Annotated in this window: 17 protein-coding genes; 5 read left to right on the top strand and 12 right to left on the bottom strand. The window is 56.1% G+C overall.

Annotated elements, in window-relative coordinates; genetic code table 11:
• Positions 1 to 79 precede the first annotated feature (79 nt).
• The 5 genes from rfbA to LB558_RS05765 are packed head-to-tail and all read left to right on the top strand — an operon-like array spanning position 80 to position 6,975.
• Positions 80 to 961: a glucose-1-phosphate thymidylyltransferase RfbA gene (rfbA, locus tag LB558_RS05745; RefSeq protein ID WP_224696618.1), complete on the top strand. Its 882-nt coding sequence runs from the start codon at positions 80 to 82 to the stop codon at positions 959 to 961.
• On the top strand, positions 962 to 1,516 hold the full coding sequence (gene rfbC / locus LB558_RS05750; protein WP_224696619.1) for a dTDP-4-dehydrorhamnose 3,5-epimerase: 555 nt from the start codon (positions 962 to 964) through the stop codon (positions 1,514 to 1,516).
• A gap of 22 nt (positions 1,517 to 1,538) precedes the next feature.
• Positions 1,539 to 2,609 (top strand): dTDP-glucose 4,6-dehydratase, encoded by a 1,071-nt coding sequence (gene rfbB, locus LB558_RS05755; RefSeq protein ID WP_224696620.1) that lies wholly within the window; start codon positions 1,539 to 1,541, stop codon positions 2,607 to 2,609.
• Positions 2,606 to 3,508: a dTDP-4-dehydrorhamnose reductase gene (gene rfbD / locus LB558_RS05760; RefSeq protein ID WP_224696621.1), complete on the top strand. Its 903-nt coding sequence runs from the start codon at positions 2,606 to 2,608 to the stop codon at positions 3,506 to 3,508. The genes rfbB and rfbD overlap by 4 nt, the downstream gene beginning before the upstream one ends.
• Complete coding sequence (locus LB558_RS05765) at positions 3,505 to 6,975, top strand: glycosyltransferase family 2 protein (protein ID WP_224696622.1); 3,471 nt, start codon at positions 3,505 to 3,507, stop codon at positions 6,973 to 6,975. Before rfbD ends, LB558_RS05765 begins: the two co-directional genes overlap by 4 nt.
• Here LB558_RS05765 and LB558_RS05770 read toward each other — a convergent pair.
• From LB558_RS05770 to LB558_RS05825, 12 genes are all read right to left on the bottom strand, one after another.
• Positions 6,967 to 7,119, bottom strand: a complete 153-nt coding sequence (locus LB558_RS05770; RefSeq protein ID WP_224696623.1) for a hypothetical protein — start codon at positions 7,117 to 7,119, stop codon at positions 6,967 to 6,969. The two genes, LB558_RS05765 and LB558_RS05770, sit on opposite strands and share 9 nt — an antisense overlap.
• 378 nt (positions 7,120 to 7,497) lie before the next feature.
• A complete protein-coding gene (locus LB558_RS05775) occupies positions 7,498 to 9,360 on the bottom strand; it encodes a hypothetical protein (protein WP_224696624.1) in 1,863 nt (620 codons plus the stop codon).
• 20 nt (positions 9,361 to 9,380) lie between these two features.
• Positions 9,381 to 10,109, bottom strand: a complete 729-nt coding sequence (locus LB558_RS33105; RefSeq protein WP_412033438.1) for a methyltransferase domain-containing protein — start codon at positions 10,107 to 10,109, stop codon at positions 9,381 to 9,383.
• 2 nt (positions 10,110 to 10,111) lie between these two features.
• Positions 10,112 to 10,513 (bottom strand): GtrA family protein, encoded by a 402-nt coding sequence (locus LB558_RS05785; RefSeq protein ID WP_224696625.1) that lies wholly within the window; start codon positions 10,511 to 10,513, stop codon positions 10,112 to 10,114.
• A gap of 29 nt (positions 10,514 to 10,542) precedes the next feature.
• Positions 10,543 to 11,475 (bottom strand): glycosyltransferase, encoded by a 933-nt coding sequence (locus tag LB558_RS05790; protein ID WP_224696626.1) that lies wholly within the window; start codon positions 11,473 to 11,475, stop codon positions 10,543 to 10,545.
• On the bottom strand, positions 11,456 to 11,695 hold the full coding sequence (locus LB558_RS05795) for a hypothetical protein (RefSeq protein ID WP_224696627.1): 240 nt from the start codon (positions 11,693 to 11,695) through the stop codon (positions 11,456 to 11,458). Before LB558_RS05795 ends, LB558_RS05790 begins: the two co-directional genes overlap by 20 nt.
• 126 nt (positions 11,696 to 11,821) lie before the next feature.
• Positions 11,822 to 13,177, bottom strand: a complete 1,356-nt coding sequence (locus tag LB558_RS05800; RefSeq protein ID WP_224696628.1) for a hypothetical protein — start codon at positions 13,175 to 13,177, stop codon at positions 11,822 to 11,824.
• A 22-nt stretch (positions 13,178 to 13,199) separates the two neighbouring features.
• Positions 13,200 to 14,036, bottom strand: a complete 837-nt coding sequence (locus LB558_RS05805) for a hypothetical protein (protein WP_224696629.1) — start codon at positions 14,034 to 14,036, stop codon at positions 13,200 to 13,202.
• Positions 14,037 to 14,136: 100 nt separating this feature from the next.
• Positions 14,137 to 14,760 (bottom strand): class I SAM-dependent methyltransferase, encoded by a 624-nt coding sequence (locus tag LB558_RS05810; protein ID WP_224696630.1) that lies wholly within the window; start codon positions 14,758 to 14,760, stop codon positions 14,137 to 14,139.
• On the bottom strand, positions 14,761 to 15,780 hold the full coding sequence (locus tag LB558_RS05815) for a glycosyltransferase family 2 protein (protein ID WP_224696631.1): 1,020 nt from the start codon (positions 15,778 to 15,780) through the stop codon (positions 14,761 to 14,763).
• A 100-nt stretch (positions 15,781 to 15,880) separates the two neighbouring features.
• Positions 15,881 to 16,453: an ABC transporter ATP-binding protein gene (locus tag LB558_RS05820; RefSeq protein WP_224696632.1), complete on the bottom strand. Its 573-nt coding sequence runs from the start codon at positions 16,451 to 16,453 to the stop codon at positions 15,881 to 15,883.
• A gap of 134 nt (positions 16,454 to 16,587) precedes the next feature.
• Positions 16,588 to 17,475, bottom strand: coding sequence for an ABC transporter permease (locus tag LB558_RS05825; RefSeq protein WP_224696633.1), 888 nt, complete (start codon positions 17,473 to 17,475; stop codon positions 16,588 to 16,590).
• Positions 17,476 to 17,551 lie beyond the last annotated feature (76 nt).

Genomic DNA, 17,551 nt, shown 5'->3' on the forward strand with positions numbered 1-17,551 from the left:
CGAGATTGACAAGCCATTGCATGGAACCTAAGCACGGGCGGCTAGGGCCGGGGGGTTCAGGCATGTCAAGGAGAGCTTCTTGAAAGGAATTATCCTTGCTGGAGGCAGTGGAACGCGTCTTTATCCACTAACGTTAGCTGTCTCTAAGCAGATTCTGCCGATATACGACAAGCCGATGATCTATTATCCGCTGAGCGTTCTGATGCTCGCGGGTATCCGGGAAATTCTGATCATTTCGACGCCGCGTGACCTGCCGGTTTTTCGCGATCTGCTTGGCGATGGATCGGAGTTCGGCCTCGACCTGTCCTATGCCGAGCAACCGCAGCCCAACGGGCTGGCGGAAGCCTTCATCATCGGCCGCAATTTCATCGGCAAGGACAACGTGTCGATGATCCTCGGCGACAACATCTATTTCGGCGATGGGCTGTCGCAGCTTTGCCGCGACGCTGCTTCGCGCGAAAAGGGGGCTTCGGTGTTCGCCTATCATGTCGAGGACCCCCAGCGTTATGGCGTGGTTTCCTTCGACAAGGCCACGGGAACGGCGCTGACGATCGAGGAAAAGCCGCAGGTGCCGAAATCCAACTGGGCGGTCACCGGTCTCTACTTCTATGACAATGACGTCGTCGACATCGCCCCTGCCATCCGTCCCTCGGCGCGCGGCGAGCTCGAGATCACGGCGGTCAACAACGTCTACCTCGAGCGCGGCCAGTTGCATGTGCATCGGTTGGGGCGCGGCTTTGCCTGGCTCGACACCGGCACGCATGACAGCCTGCATGAGGCCTCGTCCTTCGTGCGCACCATCGAGCACCGCCAGGGCATCAAGGTCGCCTGTCCCGAAGAGATCGCCTTTGAACAGGGTTGGCTGACTGTTGACCAGGTTCTGCGTCGCGCCGACCATCTGGGCAAGAATGAATATGCCGCCTATCTGCGCCGGCGTGTCGTCGACCTGTCGGAGGGCTAGGTGTTGGAGGTCAGGCCCCTTGGCATCGATGGCGTGCTGGAAATCGTTCCGAAGCGACATGGCGACGCGCGCGGCTTCTTCGTGGAAACCTACAATGCCGAGCGCTTTTCGCAGGCCGGCATAGACTTGGCTTTCGTGCAGGACAATCATTCCTATTCCGCCGCGGCGGGCGTCTTGCGAGGGCTTCACTACCAACTTCCGCCGCGCGCCCAGGACAAGCTGCTGCGCGTCATCCGGGGCAGCATTCTCGATGTCGCGGTCGACATTCGCCGCGGTTCGAAAACCTTCGGAAAATGGGTCGCTCTCGAAGTGTCGGCCGAAAAGGGCAACCAGATTCTGGTGCCGAAAGGCTTCGCGCACGGTTTCGTGACGCTCGTGCCCGACACCGAGGTTCTGTATAAGGTGACCGATACCTATTCGCAGGCGCATGACCGGTCGATCCGTTTCGACGATCCCGACATCGGCATCGAGTGGCCGTCATTGAGCGGCGGGTTCCAGCTCTCGGACAAGGACCTCAAGGCGCCGCTGCTGGCTGCCGCCGAGGTGTTCGCCTGATGGGTTGCGTGAGGACAGCGGCATGAATTTTCTGGTGACGGGCGGTGCTGGCTTTATCGGTTCGGCGGTGTGCCGGCATCTGTGCGCCAACCCGGCCTATCGGGTGACCAATCTCGACAAGCTTACCTACGCGGGAAACCTGGCCTCGCTGCGGCCGATCGAGAACGCACACAATTATCGCTTCGCGCAGGCCGATATCTGCGACGAAAGGGCTGTTCTCGACATTCTCCGGCGCGACGATATCGACATCGTCATGAACCTTGCCGCCGAGAGCCATGTCGACCGCTCGATCGATGGGCCGGGCACCTTTATCGAGACCAACATCGTCGGCACCTACAAGATGCTCAATGCCGCGCTGGAATACTGGCGCGGCCTGCCCGAAGACAGGAAGAGCCATTTCCGCTTCCATCATGTCTCGACCGATGAGGTGTTCGGCGATCTTCCGTTCGATGGCGGCATGTTCGTCGAGGAAACGCCCTACGCGCCATCCTCGCCCTATTCCGCCTCGAAAGCGGCCTCGGATCATCTGGTGCGGGCCTGGCACGAAACCTATGGCCTGCCGGTCGTGCTTTCCAATTGCTCGAACAATTACGGGCCCTATCACTTTCCCGAAAAGCTGATCCCGCTGGTCATCCTCAATGCGCTCGATGAAAAGCCGCTGCCGGTCTACGGCGCCGGCGCCAATGTGCGCGACTGGCTGTTCGTCGAGGATCACGCGCGGGCGCTGGAACTTGTCGCGACCAGGGGACTGCCGGGCGAAAGCTACAATGTCGGCGGCAATTCCGAGCGGACGAACCTTGGCGTCGTCGAGACGATCTGCGATCTGCTCGACAGCAGGCGGCCGCGGGCAGGGGGCAAGAGCTATCGCGACCTGATTTCCTTCGTCACCGACCGCCCCGGTCACGATCGCCGCTATGCCATCGACGCCTCGAAGATAGGCCGGGACCTGGGCTGGGCGCCCAATGAGAATTTCGACAGTGGCCTCGCCAAGACCGTCGACTGGTTTCTCGACAACAAATGGTGGTGGGGACCAATCCGCGAGCAGCGCTATGCCGGTGAACGGCTGGGCGAAGCACGCAAGGGGGCGGCGTGAGGCTTGTTGTCACCGGACGCGACGGGCAGGTCGCGGCAAGCCTTGTGGAGGCCGGCCAGGCGGCCGCCGGCGTTGAGGTCGTCGCCATTGGCCGTCCGCAACTCGACCTTTTAAGACCCGACACGGTGATCGAAGCCATCGCGGCCGCGAAGCCTGATATCGTCGTGTCGGCTGCCGCCTACACGGCGGTGGATCAGGCCGAGGACGAGCCCGATCTGGCATTCGCGGTGAACGCCGTCGGCGCCGGCAAGGTGGCGCAAGCCGCGGCCCGTCTGGGCGTTCCCGTCATCCATCTTTCGACCGACTATGTCTTCGACGGCACCGCCCCTGGTGCCTATGTCGAGACCGACGCCACCGCACCGCGCAGCGTCTATGGCGCCTCCAAGCTTGCCGGCGAGCAGGCGGTTGCATCGGCCAATCCGCGCCATCTGATCCTGCGCACGGCATGGGTCTACAGCCCGTTCGGCAAGAATTTCGTCAAGACCATGCTGCGGCTGGCGGCCGACCGCGACGAGATCGCGGTGGTGGCCGATCAGTGGGGAAATCCAACATCGGCACTTGATATCGCCGACGCAATCCTGCATGCGGCGGGACAGCTGCACGAGGGCGCCGCCACATCCGGCATCTATCATCTGGCGGGAACCGGCGAGGCCAACTGGAGCGGCTTTGCCCGTCACATCCTGGACACGAGCCGCGTGTTTGGTGGTCCTTGGGCGCGGGTACGGGACATTGCTACGATGGACTATCCGACCAAGGCGCGCCGCCCCGCCAATTCCCTTCTGTCGAGCGCGAAATTCGCCTCCGCCTTTGGCTGGAACGCACCGGACTGGCGTCAATCGACGGAGGCGGTGGTGCGCCGGCTCCTGGCCGGTGAGACGAAACAGGCATTGACGGCATGAACAAGCATCCTTCACCCGAGACCCTGCGCGATGCGATGCCTGCTGGCAAGGCACGCGCCAAAGCGAAAAAGGCGCGGCCTGCAAAGCAGGACGTTTCACTTCGTGACCTGTACGACGCGCATCGCGGCAAAGTGTCGGATAAATGGTCGATCTATCTCGGCACCTATGACCATATTTTTTCAAAGTATCGAGACAGGCCGGTTCGAATCCTGGAAATCGGAGTTCAGAACGGCGGCTCCCTGGAGATATGGCAGAAATATTTCCCCAATGCGGAACTCATTCTTGGCTGCGATATAAATTCCGACTGCGGAAATCTTGTTTTCGACGACAAGAGGATCGAGATATCCATAGGTGATGCCAACACTGATGAAGTCGAGCGCGATATCGTTTCGCGGTCGAAAAAATTCGATATTATCATTGATGACGGATCGCACCTGTCCTCGGATATAATACGCTCGTTCGCGCGGTATTTCCCCCACCTTTCCGAAGGGGGCATGTACATCGCCGAAGATCTACATTGCAGTTATTGGCAGGAGTTCGAGGGCGGTCTCTACGATCCGCTTTCCTCGATGTCGTTTTTCAAGCGCCTGCTTGATGTGGTCAACCATGAGCATTGGGGACTGGATCGCCGTCGGGTCGATGCCTTGGCGACTTTCGCCGACAGGCACCAAGTCGCATTCAACGAAGCTTCTCTCGCATCGGTTCATTCCGTCGAGTTCTTGAACTCGCTTTGCATTGTAACGAAGCTGCCAATTCCGGAAAACGTCCTGGGTGCACGCAGCGTGCACGGGCAGGTCGCGCTCGCCGATGAGGGCATGATTGCTCTCGACGAGACGAGGAGCAAGGCGACTGACCAAACCGGAAACCCATGGTCGCTGAGAACGACGACCATGGAAGCGGAAATCGAAACCAACAGGGCGTTGGTGGTAAGCCAGGAAGCACGCATCGAGGCTTATTCCGGTGAGATCGCTGCGCTGACGGTGGACCGCGAGCATCTCCGCGCGGCTACTCAAGCGCTGGAGTCGGCCCATGCCGCAAGGGACCGGGACATCGCGGCGCTTCGGCGTGAGTTGCAGGAGCGCGAAGATACGCTGCAGGAACGCGACCGGCAGATGGCCGCGTTGAATCACGAAATCGAATTGGTTCATAGCAGCCGGACCTGGCGGTATCGGTCGGTCTGGAAGAGGTTTGTGTCACCCCCAACTAGCGCAATTCTTTATGCCGGTCGGACCATTACGCTCAACGCACTTCATCACTTGGAAGGCGTGCCCTTGGGCAATGGGGCGACGGAGTGGACAATAACAGGCGATGATCCGCAGTTCGAACTCGTCTGGCCGGGCTCCCGGCCATTGCCCCCCGGACACTACAGGCTTAGCGTGCACGTCTCAGCTGAAGCGGACGCGTTGACTAACGCGCACCTCTATGTCGATAGCGGCAAGGGCTACAACGAAATTGAGCGGATCGATCTGCGATTTCGTTTGAATGGCAAGAGCCCGGCCGTGGCCGTGTTTTCGCTTGACTCCGGTGCTCAGAAACTGCGTGTCGATCCGGGTGAAGGCTCTGTCAAGATTGCTATTGGCCGTGTGCGTCTCCGTCGGCTCGGCCGGATTGAATATTATGCTTCCCTCATTGGGAGAGTCGTCGCCCGCCAGGTGAAAAGCCCTGGCACGCTCGTGCGGTCTACGGATCGTGGCATAAAAATCTTAAGGCAAGGCGGCCTTCGGGGATTTGCGGCCATGCTCCGGTCGACGGAAGCGCTGGGTCCACCGGGCAGCGTTACGTATGAGAGGTGGATTGCGCTCAACGATACGCCAACGGAACACGACGTTGCGGATTTGAGGCAACGGTTGGCCCAGTTGGACAACAGGCCGCTTATTTCAGTGCTGATGCCGGTCTACAACACCCCGGAGGAGCTCTTGCGGGAAGCGATCGACAGCGTCCGCGCCCAGGTTTATGAGAACTGGGAGTTGTGCATAGCGGACGATTGCTCGACGAAACCCTATATGCGGCGCGTTTTGAACGAGTATGCGAAACGTGATCAGCGCATCAAAATCGTTTTTCGCGACACGAACGGCCATATCTCGCATGCATCCAATTCTGCCCTGGAGCTGGTCAACGGTGAGTGGGTTGCATTGCTCGACCACGACGATCTTCTCCGTCCGCATGCGCTGGCCGAAATCGTGCTGGAAGCCGATCGTCACCCTGATGCAGAACTGATCTATAGCGACGAAGACAAGATCGATGCGGAAGGCAGGCGCTATGACCCCTGTTTCAAGCCGGACTTCTCGCGGGAGCTTTTCCGCTCACAGAACTATCTAAATCACCTCACCGTGCACCGGGCGGAAAATATCCGCGCCGTCGGCGGCTGGCGCCCCGGCTTCGAGGGCAGCCAGGACTATGACCTCAATCTGCGCGTCTTCGAGCGCATTGACCCTGAGAGAATTAGGCACATTCCGAAGGTGCTCTACCATTGGCGCGCGGTGGAAGGCTCGACGGCGCTTGGCGGCTCGCAAAAGAGCTACGCCTATGTGGCTGGGTTGCGTGCGCTGGAAGAACATGTCGAACGCATGAATATTCCGGCGAAAGCTGAGGAAGGTCCGGGCACAGCCAGTTACCGTCTTCGGCTTCTCGTCCCCGAACCGCAGCCGTTTGTGAGCCTGATCATCCCAACGCGCGACAAGGTTGAACTCCTTCGCAACTGTGTGAAGTCCATTCGAGAAAAGACCACCTACGGGAATTACGAGATTCTGGTGGTCGACAACGGCTCGGTGGAAGAGGAAACGCTTGCCTATTTCAGCGAACTGAAGAAAACGAAGAATGTTCGTGTGCTCGACTACGACAAGCCGTTCAATTATTCCGCGATCAACAATTTCGCCGTGGGAAAAGCGAAGGGCTCGATCATCGGCCTCGTCAACAATGACATCGAGGTGATCTCGCCGGACTGGCTGACGGAAATGGTCTCCTGGGCCGCTCAGCCGGATGTGGGTTGCGTCGGCGCCAAGCTCTACTATGCCAATGATACGATTCAGCATGGCGGGGTGATTGTTGGATTGGGCGGTATTGCAAATCATTCGCATAAGCATTTCCCCCGCCATCATCCGGGCTATTTTAGCAGGCTGAAGGTCCTGCAGAACCTCTCCGCTGTAACGGCTGCCTGTCTGCTGATCCGCAAAAGCGTGTTCGAAGAAGTCGGGGGCCTCAATGAGATCGACCTGACGGTCGCCTTCAATGATGTGGATCTTTGTCTGAAAGTCAGGGAAGCCGGCTATTCAAACGTCTGGACGCCCTACGCCGAGCTTTACCATCTCGAAAGCGTCTCGCGCGGCATTGATGCTGCTCCGGAAAAAATGGCACGCTTCCACAGTGAGGTTGCGTATATGCAAGGACGATGGAAAGAGCTCATCGAGCGTGATCCTTTCTATTCGCCGAACTTGACCAGAGGGCGCGAAGATTTCTCGCTAAGCTGATATCGGAAAATGGCGATGGCCGGGCTTCAGGCTATTTAACTCACATTTTGCGGCTACCAGTGCCAATGCCGGGCCATTCAGATGGTCCGGGTGGTCGAATTCGATCGCCTCCTCGGCGAAGCCGAAATTGGCAATCGCCCGCATCAGGGAATCCTGGGTAAGCCAGAATGCCCAAGGCTTACCGCCGCCGCAGAAGCCGGCCCATTTGAGCGCCTCCTGATAGTTGCGTCTGGATCCCGTATATGACTTGCTGCTGATCGCGATCTGGTACGGCAGTTCTCGAACTGCTTGGCCAAATCTTTTCGGGTGCGCAGCGAGCCGTTGTAGTCGCGCGTCCAGAGGAAGATCGTATCAGTGCTCGAGATCGGCTGCCCGTCCACATCCGTGATCGGCTCTCCACAGGCCGACCTCATATGAATCACGCAAGCTTTCTCTCGGGAATTCCAAAAACTCGCCGTCGCCAAAAATCTGCCAAAGCAGTGCTAACAAATCGAGGCAAAACCCGGCTCTCGATGAGCCGCGCTAGTCTGGTATTTTGGCTCTAAACGCCTCGATCGGAACCCAAGTTTGATCGGGCGAAGGCGAACGGGGCTCCGGGACGTCAGTTGGAATGATGTGCGCATACCGGTTGAATGCAAGATTAAACGCTGCTTCCGGCAGTGAGGGAAACACCCGCCGGAAGAACAAAAGCTGCGGTGCAGTGAGCGTGTGATTGATTGCCGGCACGCCCGCGCCAGAGAACAGAGCGCCATACATGCCAGGCATGACGGCCCATCCGTTAGGATTGGTTTTTGCCTGCTCGCGAAGCGCGGTCAGGAAAGGCGTTTCCGGAATGTCGAAAATCGGAAAGGCCTGCTGAAAAGGGTTGAACATTCCGAACGTAATCGCGCCAGAAATAAATGCAGAACCAAATAATATCCGCCCACTGTTTTCTGTCGGCCGACCGAGGTACCAGACATATCCGGCGCTCACAATAAATGGAACAATTGCAATCCATTCGAAGTACCCACGCACCAAGGCATCTAGAATCTTTTTGTCCGCCCCCCCGGATATCCAAGTAAGCCCAACCTTTGATAAAACCCAAGTCGTCGCCATAATTAGAAAAAAAGCCGCAATTCGCTCTTTTGAAATTACAAAGACGCACTTGGATGCAATAATAATTATAGATATGGTAAAAAGCAAACCAAATCCCCAGACCATACGACCAGGTTGAACTTTGTTCCATAGAAGGATCTTTCCAATACCGGAAGGTATCGGCAGCGTCATCCACGCAAACATCAAAATCAAACCCAGTCCTGCCACCCCGAAAGAAACGAAGTTGTTTCTCAAGGTTTCAGCCAATGACCGATAGTTGACGAAAACGAGCACCGTCAGAGGCAGGAGGGTCGAAACAACCGCAACCTCGCATTCGTTAGTTGCGAGCAACGGTGAGAAACGTACCGTCGTAAAAAAAGGAAAAAGATAGGCGAGCAACCTCATTTCGTTGACGCCACCGCCCGATATTTCCCTTTGGCCAGGATAGACAGTCGCCTGCATGATCTGAATCAGATCGCTGAAATACAAAACAAAACTGATGCCAAGACAGGCGACCGCCAAAACTGCGACAGCAACATTCGCAAGCGTGATCATATCACGTCGGAAGGCGACCAGCAGTATTCCCAGCGAAAAGGCTGCGGGGATCATGAAAGGGGGGTAAACGAAACTGAACACCCAGACAGCGCAGGACCAGAAAAGAAGCGGCAGTTTCAGCCACGGACGAATTGGAAGCAAAAATGCTATTAGCGGCCAGGGAGCGAAAGCAAATGTCGCGCCGTGTGACGTCCACCACACCTGCACCAAATGGGAGCAGAAAAGACAGCCGGCACCGAACACCGCGATCCACAAATCGGTACCAAGTTGCCGCAAAAGGATGGTGTATCCAGCTAAAAACGCAGTCCAAAGCACGGCAAAATACAGAGAGTAGGCATAGGCGGGCGGCAAGACCCAAAAGCCCCAAAGCTGCGGCTTGAAGACAAGAGACCAGTCCAAAATAGGCAGAGCCCAGAACCCTTTCAGGGACTCGTGATAAGGGGAAATCTGGTTGAAGGTCGAAAAGCCGCCTCGGACGGCAGTTTGAAATAGTGGCGTCAGGACGATCCATTCGTCCGATCGAATGGGGCGAGCTGATAGAAGCAAGGGCCTTGCATGCGAGCCAAGATATTGCAGGCCCATCGCATAGTGCGACGGGGTGAGCGCCAATCCGACATAGACGGCAGCAACTGCAAGAAGCGAAATCAGGAGCACCCGCGCGGTCTGCGCTTCAGTCCAACTGAGCGCAAGCAAGCTCCGTTTCTGTAACTCCATAGTATCCCCCGCCGTGATTTTTCCTGCCAGGATACGCTCCACAAAGCCGTAGGATTCTTGAGTTATCGTACAATAACGGCGCAATTGGAGCTGAAAATGCCGAGCGATATACCAGTGTTAATTATTGCGCCCGGACTTCTACCATCTTTGGGCCAGTCTTTCATAATGGATCGGCCGTCTAGAAAGTCCATATTCTCTGGGTTCGTCCAGTACGAGTATCTGGTTCCGTTGAGTAAGGTTCTAAAGAGTCGGGGAGTATAGTGCAAAAACGGAAGACCTGTGTGGTGCTCAACAGGGAACCAACGATTAGGAAAAGAAATAAAGACCTTTTTTGCCACCCTGAGGTGTTCGGAAATGAACTCGGTCCGCTGCGCAGCCCCCCCAACATGCTCTATTACCGCGTTGGAACACGCGATGTCAAAGCTCTGATCCTCAAAGGGCAACCTTTCTCCAGCGCGTATTTGCTTGAAGTGGACTTTCGGGTACTTGGAGACGACCTCCCTTCCATCACCCAGACCAACACAAGTGATATTGTGTTGCCACGGGTAGTGTTTCTCAAGGAAATTTGCCCCGTCATTCTCGTCGTCGGAAACGCCAATATCCAAGATTCGGGAAGTATCGCCTGGGGCTAATTCTTGCATGAACAGATTCATCATCGACATACGTGCGCGTTGTAGAAGGCGCATGGAAAATGAATTATTCACACCATCTCGATAGTAAATGGAGTCAATGTTACCCCTACTATCATCCATCTTGTTCACAACATCCTCTCCATTGGTTGCCGCGTGCATCGTTACGCCTTCCTGTCGCCGGGAAAGACAAACATGTTGTAGAGGAGAAAATTGACCACCAGACCAACGGCCGCGCCCGCACAATAGGCAGGAACGTGCCGTAGATTCGCGTCGTAGGGGGCAATTACGGACATCACGGCAAGGTTGGCTCCTGCTCCAACAGAGCTCGCCACCAGGTAACGCAAAAACTCAGCAAATGCGGTATAGACGCGCCATGCCGAAAAAGTAGCAACTCGATTGACCGCCCATGTTGCGGCGATCGCAACAACGGAGGCAATGATCCGCGCGCGCCAGTATTGAGTGGAAAAAAAGAGTGTCAATCCGAAGAATACAATGGCATCGACTGCGAACCCAAGAGCCCCCACGCCGAGGAAATCGGGAAGCTTTCTAATGCGCTGCCTCATGTGATTCGCCTGGACACGCCTGCTGTGGATCATGGCGCCGGATACCGGAGGTAGGCCAAGCGCTTCGCCTCGCGCCGGCCGCGCGTAACGGTATCAAGAATGAAGCCGCTGGAAAGCGAGAGCAACGCGGAAACCATGATGCCCGTCGCGAGAACCGCTCTTGGCAAGCGCAGTACGAGGCCGGTTTCCATAAACTCGATGATGGCAGACCCGCCAATGAGCAGGGAGAGCATCGCCAAAATACCCGCGACAATAGAGAAGAAGGCAAGCGGCCGCTCCTCCTTCACGAGGAAGCCGATCAAACGCAGTATTCGCAAGCCATCACTGTAGGTCCGCAACTTGCTCGCGGAACCAACTGGTCGTTCGCGGTATGGCGCTGTGATCTCTGATTGAGGTAAACGCAGATCGAGCGCATGAACTACAAGTTCGGTTTCAATCTCGAATCCGGTTGATAGGGCGGGAAACGATTTAGCATAGCGCCGCGAAAACGCCTTGTATCCGGATAGCATGTCGGTAGTTGCCTCGCCGAAAATTCGTCGAACGAGGCCGGTTAGGAGCTTGTTCCCCCATTCATGGCCGCTTCTATATGCGTCGGAATTCTCAGGCACACGCGCGACATTTACCATGTCATAAGGGCCGGAGCAGAGTTCATCAATTAGACGTTGGGCTACAGATGCGTCATAAGTACCGTCCCCATCAACCAAGATATAGATATCCGCCTCGACATCGCTGAACATTCGTCTAACAACGTTGCCTTTTCCTTGATTTTTTTCTTTGCGTACAATCGCTCCTGAGCGAACAGACGTATTATAAGTTTCATCGCTCGAATTATTATCATAAACGTACACATCGGAGTCGGGCAAATGTGATTTGAAGCTAAGAACTACGTCAGAAATAGTTAACTCCTCGTTATAGCAGGGAACAAGTACTGCTACTTTGTGTTCACGATTCTTGCTGATCATGGCGCTGGTCATTTTCTCGCAACAGAATGCGCTTGCCGGAAAATCCCTCGATGGTTTTCGAAAGCCACTCGATGCGCCGGTCTTCAAAAAGGACGGCGGTCCCAGGAGTTGTCGTCGCCCCGGCCGACGCCGGAAATTTGGACGACCATTCGTCTTTGAAAATATCGACTGCATTTTGGGCGCTTGGCGCAGTTGCGATATATGCGTCTAGAATGTCCATTATTTCCTCTAAAATCAATGCGGGGCGGACGTTAGCAGCCGGTAAAGACCCTGTCACGCAGGCTCCCTCGCTGGTGCAGCGGCGGAAGTCTCAATCCACGGTCATGATGAGGACGCGCGCCGTCTTCTATTGCGGAATTGCTGGCGTTCTCGCGTCTATGAACGCTGGCATCGTGTATCGCCGCCCGTCGTGGGTAACGAAGGCGAAGAGTGCAAATACGGCTAGACTGGCGGCTGCCGAGTTTGGCAATGAAATCCACGACACCGCGCCGATGGATGCAGCGATGAACAGGGTCAGAAGTGGCAAGTAGTAGCGGAATTGCAGCCCTCCGGTGTATCCGGTCTCTAAATGTGCCCCGTACATAGTTGCTATGTGGAGTGCCGCGAAACTTAGCAGAGCCAGAAGTAGCGATATCGCAATCAATCTGAACCGATCGAACAACATCCCGCCGGCAACAACGGCAAAGCTAGATAAATAAGCTAGCGGCCAAAAGCTAAGTCCCGATGTTGTATATTGATAGACAACATGGGAGTAGATGCCGGAAGATTGAATGGTCATATCCATCCGGAATTTATCCAGATACTGTAACAATGTCATCCGGTCTTGGGCGAACATCGCTGGGGCTGCACGGAGAGCCATTTCGAAAAAGTCAACTGGTGTTGGAAACGGCTCGCCGTACACCGCCATGATTGTCAGATAGTACCCGAACACAACAACCAAGGTTATCAGCACAGAGGGCATCTTGAGTACGTCGATGACTGCCTGCATGCCTCGCTCCCTCAGGAGGATAAAGGCACCTGGCAATAGGATGGCACCGGCCTGGACAAGCGCAGTCACCTTTACCAGGCCGACAATCAGGGCTGCGGTTACCGCCAGACCAAACAACCGATGGTTTCTTGTGACGTAGAATTTGGCACTGAGACAGGCGACAGTGACCACTAGCAAAGTCGCCAGATTGTCGTTGTTTACACCAGTGAACAGATACATGAGGTAGGGGATCGTCATCGCACATATCGTTGCAACTAGCGCTGCAAGCAAGCTCGACGCGACCGCCCGAGCAAATGCAAAGAGAGCCGATACGGTCGCTACGCCGATGATATAATTTGCCAATTGCAATGATCGTGATACTTCAACACCCGCCAGCGCGAGGATTGCAGAAAATTTTCCTAATAGTGTATAGTAAAGCGCTGGATGCTCAAGATATGACGCGCTGGCACCATCTGAATAATCTGGTATCCAACGCCCGTTGAACACATCCATGATATACATCATGTGGTAAGGTTCGTCTGGGTGCTCGACCATCGTGACGAAAGATGACCACCACAGATAATAGGACGTGAAAACGAACCACAACACTACCCATGGCGCGGCCGATTCAAGCCTGTCCCGATACGCTGTCACGTCTTCACTCCACAGCGTCGTGTTGTGTCTGTCGAAAAGGATTCGCATCCCCGATACCCACGACAAATGGTTGTCTTGCACGGGTGCTTCCCCCCTTGCGTGTTCATGCGCTCTTCCCCTTTTGCAATATCAATTCCACCAGGGCGACCAGGCAGTCTCCAAGAACGGTGACCAGCCGGTTGCCGAGAGCAATTGCGGTTGCCGCTGGAGGCGGCAGGCCCGCGGCGGTAAGCCCCATGATCAGAACTGCTTCACGCACCCCAAGCCCACCCGGCGCTCCCGGAACGACAAAGCCAATGAGCCAGGCAGCCGCTCCTATGCCGACCAGCTCGGCCACGTGCCCCGCATCGTTCAGGGTCCTGGAAAGCGCAACGATCAGCAACCCGTTGCCAATGAAAAACAGTGCATAGAGAAGAAAAGCTTCGGCGGACGCGACAAGCGCTCTGCCCCCGATGCCGGCGACCCTAAAGCGGAACAAAAGCACAGTGCCAATCGCAAGTGCCAAAAAACCAGCGGCGATCAATCCCGCAATCAATGTAGGATTATCGAGCCCATAGCGCGCATATGCATCCTGGAAAACCGGCCACGCCAGCAAGGCGGCCAACGTTCCTGCGGCAAGGACGATGATGGACAATTCCCCTATCTGGGCAAAGGCAAGCGCCTTGTTCGATGCTCCGGCATTGCGGGCGAGGGCAAAACGGCCAACCATATGCATCACGTTGCTCGGCAGGTATTTGTAGATTTGCGTCTTCCCGAAAATGCCAAGCGCACGACCCAACCCAAGCGACGGCCCGTCAACGGCAACCAGGAAGCGATACCAGGCGATCCCCACCAGTTGCAGGATGACGGCATAGGCAAGGGCGCAGCCCGGTATGGCGATCAAGAAAAGCGGCGAGATGAGTTGTCGTTGCAGGTCGCCGAAGGAGCGATGGATCGCCAATCCGACGAAGACAAGCGCGGCAAGGCTGACAATCAGACCCCCAGCGCGAATTATTGAATTCAGCTTTCTGCTTTTGGCCGATGGTGCCGTCTGCATTGTCTCAGTCACAACGGCAAAGGGCCATGGTCCAAGGAAGCGGTTTGCGGACCTCCACGACCTCCAGAGATTTGCTCAGCAGGTTGATGAAGGATGCGGATGACCAGTGCTGGATATGCCCTGGGGTATTTCCAAGGCTTGGGATGTATTTACCTCTGGCCATGTTAAGTGCCCGCCAGACAGGCTCCCGTGGCACGCTGACAAGAAGGTAAGGCTTGGCAAGCGATTTGAGTATCGCAAGCGCTTGTTCGGTATCGGGGATATGCTCGAGAACCTCGCAACAGATCACCAGTTCGGCCGAAGCGATTTCCGGTGTCAGGTCGAAAAGCGAGCGTGTTTCAAATATCGGCTCCAGCCCACGCTTCGTGCATTGCTCATTAGCCTCTGAAACACTGACGGATTCCAGGTCGCTGCCGCGAACATTCCACCCCCGATCATGAAGGCGAATGGACAAATTTCCCTCGCCGCAGCCGACCTCGTAAGCGTTGCGGACGCCTGTCTTCGCCGTCAAAATATCGAAACTGCCCAGAAAGCCGCCCATGAGATATCGTGCGATCGGATTCCGGGTATTGTATTTGTCGTAGTAGTTGCCCGGGACGTTATCGTAGGCTGCTGGCGCTTCGTTCATCTACACTATTCCGCTTATTTTACCTGCCTGAACCTTGGAATCTTCGCGATTTACCGAAAGCGAGCGGATCAACGCATTTTCCCGATGCTCCTGCTGCAATTGCCTGATCCTGATTTCTTCAAGCAGTTGCCTGTTGACCGCGATCAGTTCGGAAAGGATCCCGCTCATGGCGAGGATGCCAGCAAGGGCAAGCAAGGCGCTGGAGAGAATCAGGGACTGAATGTTGCCGCTGCCTTCGCCCCTCAGGTAGTGGAAAAGAAACCGGGCGATCATGATCAAACCCGGTGTGGCGACTATGGCCGCACACACCGAGAAGAAGCGCAGCGGGCTATAGACGACGAAGATCCTCACGACCGTTATCAGGGAGCGCCGGACATAGCTTGGTATGCTCTTGACCAGCCGCGAGGGCCGAAGATCGCCGTTCACACGGATTGGCACGGAAGTGATCGGAATGTTCCTGCGACCCGCCTGGATGATGGTTTCCAACGTATAGGTGTAGCGGTTGAAGACGTTGAGCTGTATAGCCGCGTCGCGGTGGATGGCACGGAAACCGCTCGGCGCGTCGGGAACCGTCGTGCCGCTGGCAAGCTTGACGGCCAGGCTTCCAAGCTTCTGCAGGAATTTCTTGACGGGAGAAAAATGCTCTATCTCGCTGATCGGCCTTGCGCCGACGACGATCAGGGCCTTTTTCTCCAATATCGGGCGGACGAGATCGGGAATGCAGGAGGCATCGTACTGGTTGTCCGCATCGGTGTTGACAACAACATCGGCGCCGAGTTTCAACGCGGTCTCAATGCCGGTCATGAAAGCTTTGGCAAGCCCCTGATTGTGGGGCAGCGAGACCACGTGATCCACCCCGTTTTCCCGGGCAACCTCCACTGTGCGGTCAGTGGAGCCATCGTCGATCACGAGCCACTCTACCTGGTCGAAACCCTCGACCTGACGTGGAAGGTCTGCAAGCGTGACGGCGAGCGTCCCCTCCTCATTCAAGCATGGGATCTGGATGATAAGCTTTGACAATCCACCCTCTTCTCTTTTTTTCTTAAGACCGGCTGGCTGCCATTTACGGCATGGACCCGAAGAACTTTGGATATCAAGCCAATTGATCGCTAGGCGGCTTTTAGACCAGGGACTCGATCCGCCCAGCTCGAAGCGTCATTTTCTTCGTGCAAACGCGCTCGATGAGCGCATCGTCGTGGCTGGCCAATACGATGATGCCGGCCTTTTCCGCCAGTTGGTCCATCCGTTGTTTGGCTTTTTCCTGGAACGATGCGTCGCCGGCGCCGATCCATTCATCCATCAGCAGAATTTCGGGCTCGAGCGTGGTCGCCGCCGCAAATGCCAGGCGCGCCGCCATGCCCTGGCTGTACGCCTTGAACGGCAGGTCGATGAAGTCACCCAGTTCGCTGAAATCGATTATTTCTTCCATCTTCTCTTCGATCTCGGCCGTCGTCCAGCCGCTGATCAATCCTCTCAGCACGATGTTCCTGCGCCCGGTGGCCTCGGGGCGAAACCCTATGTTGATGTTGAACAGGGCATCGACCTTGCCCGCGATCGATATCGTGCCACCCGACGGCTGATAGATTCCATATAGAACCTTGAGCAGCGTCGTCTTGCCGGCGCCATTCGGGCCAACAAGGCCCAACCGGTCGCCTGCCTTGAGTTCGAAACTGACATCGTCGAGCGCCTGCACGACCTGCTTGGTGCCCGACTTGGCTATGTTGCCGCCAAGAGCGCTGCGACGCCGGCCAGGCGCCGAAAGTGTCAATTTTTCGAACAGACGATAAACGAGGCTGACATTGTTCAGTTGGATGGATGTCATGGAACTCAGATCAGGAAAACGATGCGTTTGCGATAACGGCCCAGCAACAGCAACGCAAGAGCCCATAGGCCGAGACTGATGTAACCAGCCACGGCCAATGCATGCGTCGGAAATATGCCGGCCGTGATCGGCTCACGCACGCCCTCCAGGAAATAGGTGAAGGGGTTCCAATGATAGGCATACTTTTGGACGCCTTCCTGACCGCTATAGACCCAGAAGACCGGCGTGAAGAACATGCCTACCCGCATCAGATTCCCGACGATGAACTCACTATCGGGAAAGAAAGCGCCCAAGAACGCAAAAACCGTTACGAATGCAGGCGTTGCCAAGATGATGAGCAGCAAACCCAGCAGCGATAGCAGCCAATTCGTGCTGATCCCGTAACCGCCCAGCAGCAGAACAAGAACGCAACCCGCCAACGAATAAGCAGCCCTGATGATGCATTGCATCGTCAATCGCATCACATAGACGAACAACGGCAGCGTCGTGCCTTGAATGAAGCTCGCTTCTCGCTGGAAGAGCGACACGCTCATGGTGATGGTCTCGGTGAGATAGAACCAGACCAGCATGCCGATGGCCACATAGGCTATATAGCTTGGGTTGCTGGCGTCTTTGGTCACGAAAACAAAGGCAAATGTGCCGACGAAAGCGAAATAGTTGACCAGCATCCAAAGCGGGCCGAGCGTCGTGCGTCTGTGCTGGTCGCCGATGTCCTCATGGGCAAGCGCGATCCAGACCCGGTGTAATCTCATGGCCTTTGAGATATCGTCAAAAGCGCCGTTTAGTGCCGCAATCATAGCTGGGAGTATCGCAATCCGTTGTTCTGGCGCATTATTCTTCGCTGGCCATAGCGAACCACCAAGCCCGTCTCTAATAGCCATTTCGATGGGCATATGGCAACGCATTGCGTCCTAACGCGGTGGGAAGCGGAGTCAACTGCGGCAAAACTGAACGCATGCTGATGTTGCG

Origin of the sequence: Mesorhizobium sp. CO1-1-8 (assembly GCF_020164875.1) — a bacterium.
GTDB lineage: Bacteria > Pseudomonadota > Alphaproteobacteria > Rhizobiales > Rhizobiaceae > Mesorhizobium.

Coding starts and splice junctions, on each gene's coding strand:
- LB558_RS05795 (WP_224696627.1), bottom strand. CDS start 11,695: ATGGACATTCTAGACGCATATATCGCAACTGCGCCAAGCGCCCAAAAT.
- LB558_RS05825 (WP_224696633.1), bottom strand. CDS start 17,475: ATGCCCATCGAAATGGCTATTAGAGACGGGCTTGGTGGTTCGCTATGG.
- LB558_RS05770 (WP_224696623.1), bottom strand. CDS start 7,119: ATGCGGGCGATTGCCAATTTCGGCTTCGCCGAGGAGGCGATCGAATTC.
- LB558_RS05790 (WP_224696626.1), bottom strand. CDS start 11,475: ATGATCAGCAAGAATCGTGAACACAAAGTAGCAGTACTTGTTCCCTGC.
- LB558_RS05765 (WP_224696622.1), top strand. CDS start 3,505: ATGAACAAGCATCCTTCACCCGAGACCCTGCGCGATGCGATGCCTGCT.
- LB558_RS33105 (WP_412033438.1), bottom strand. CDS start 10,109: ATGCACGCGGCAACCAATGGAGAGGATGTTGTGAACAAGATGGATGAT.
- LB558_RS05785 (WP_224696625.1), bottom strand. CDS start 10,513: ATGAGGCAGCGCATTAGAAAGCTTCCCGATTTCCTCGGCGTGGGGGCT.
- rfbB (WP_224696620.1), top strand. CDS start 1,539: ATGAATTTTCTGGTGACGGGCGGTGCTGGCTTTATCGGTTCGGCGGTG.
- LB558_RS05810 (WP_224696630.1), bottom strand. CDS start 14,760: ATGAACGAAGCGCCAGCAGCCTACGATAACGTCCCGGGCAACTACTAC.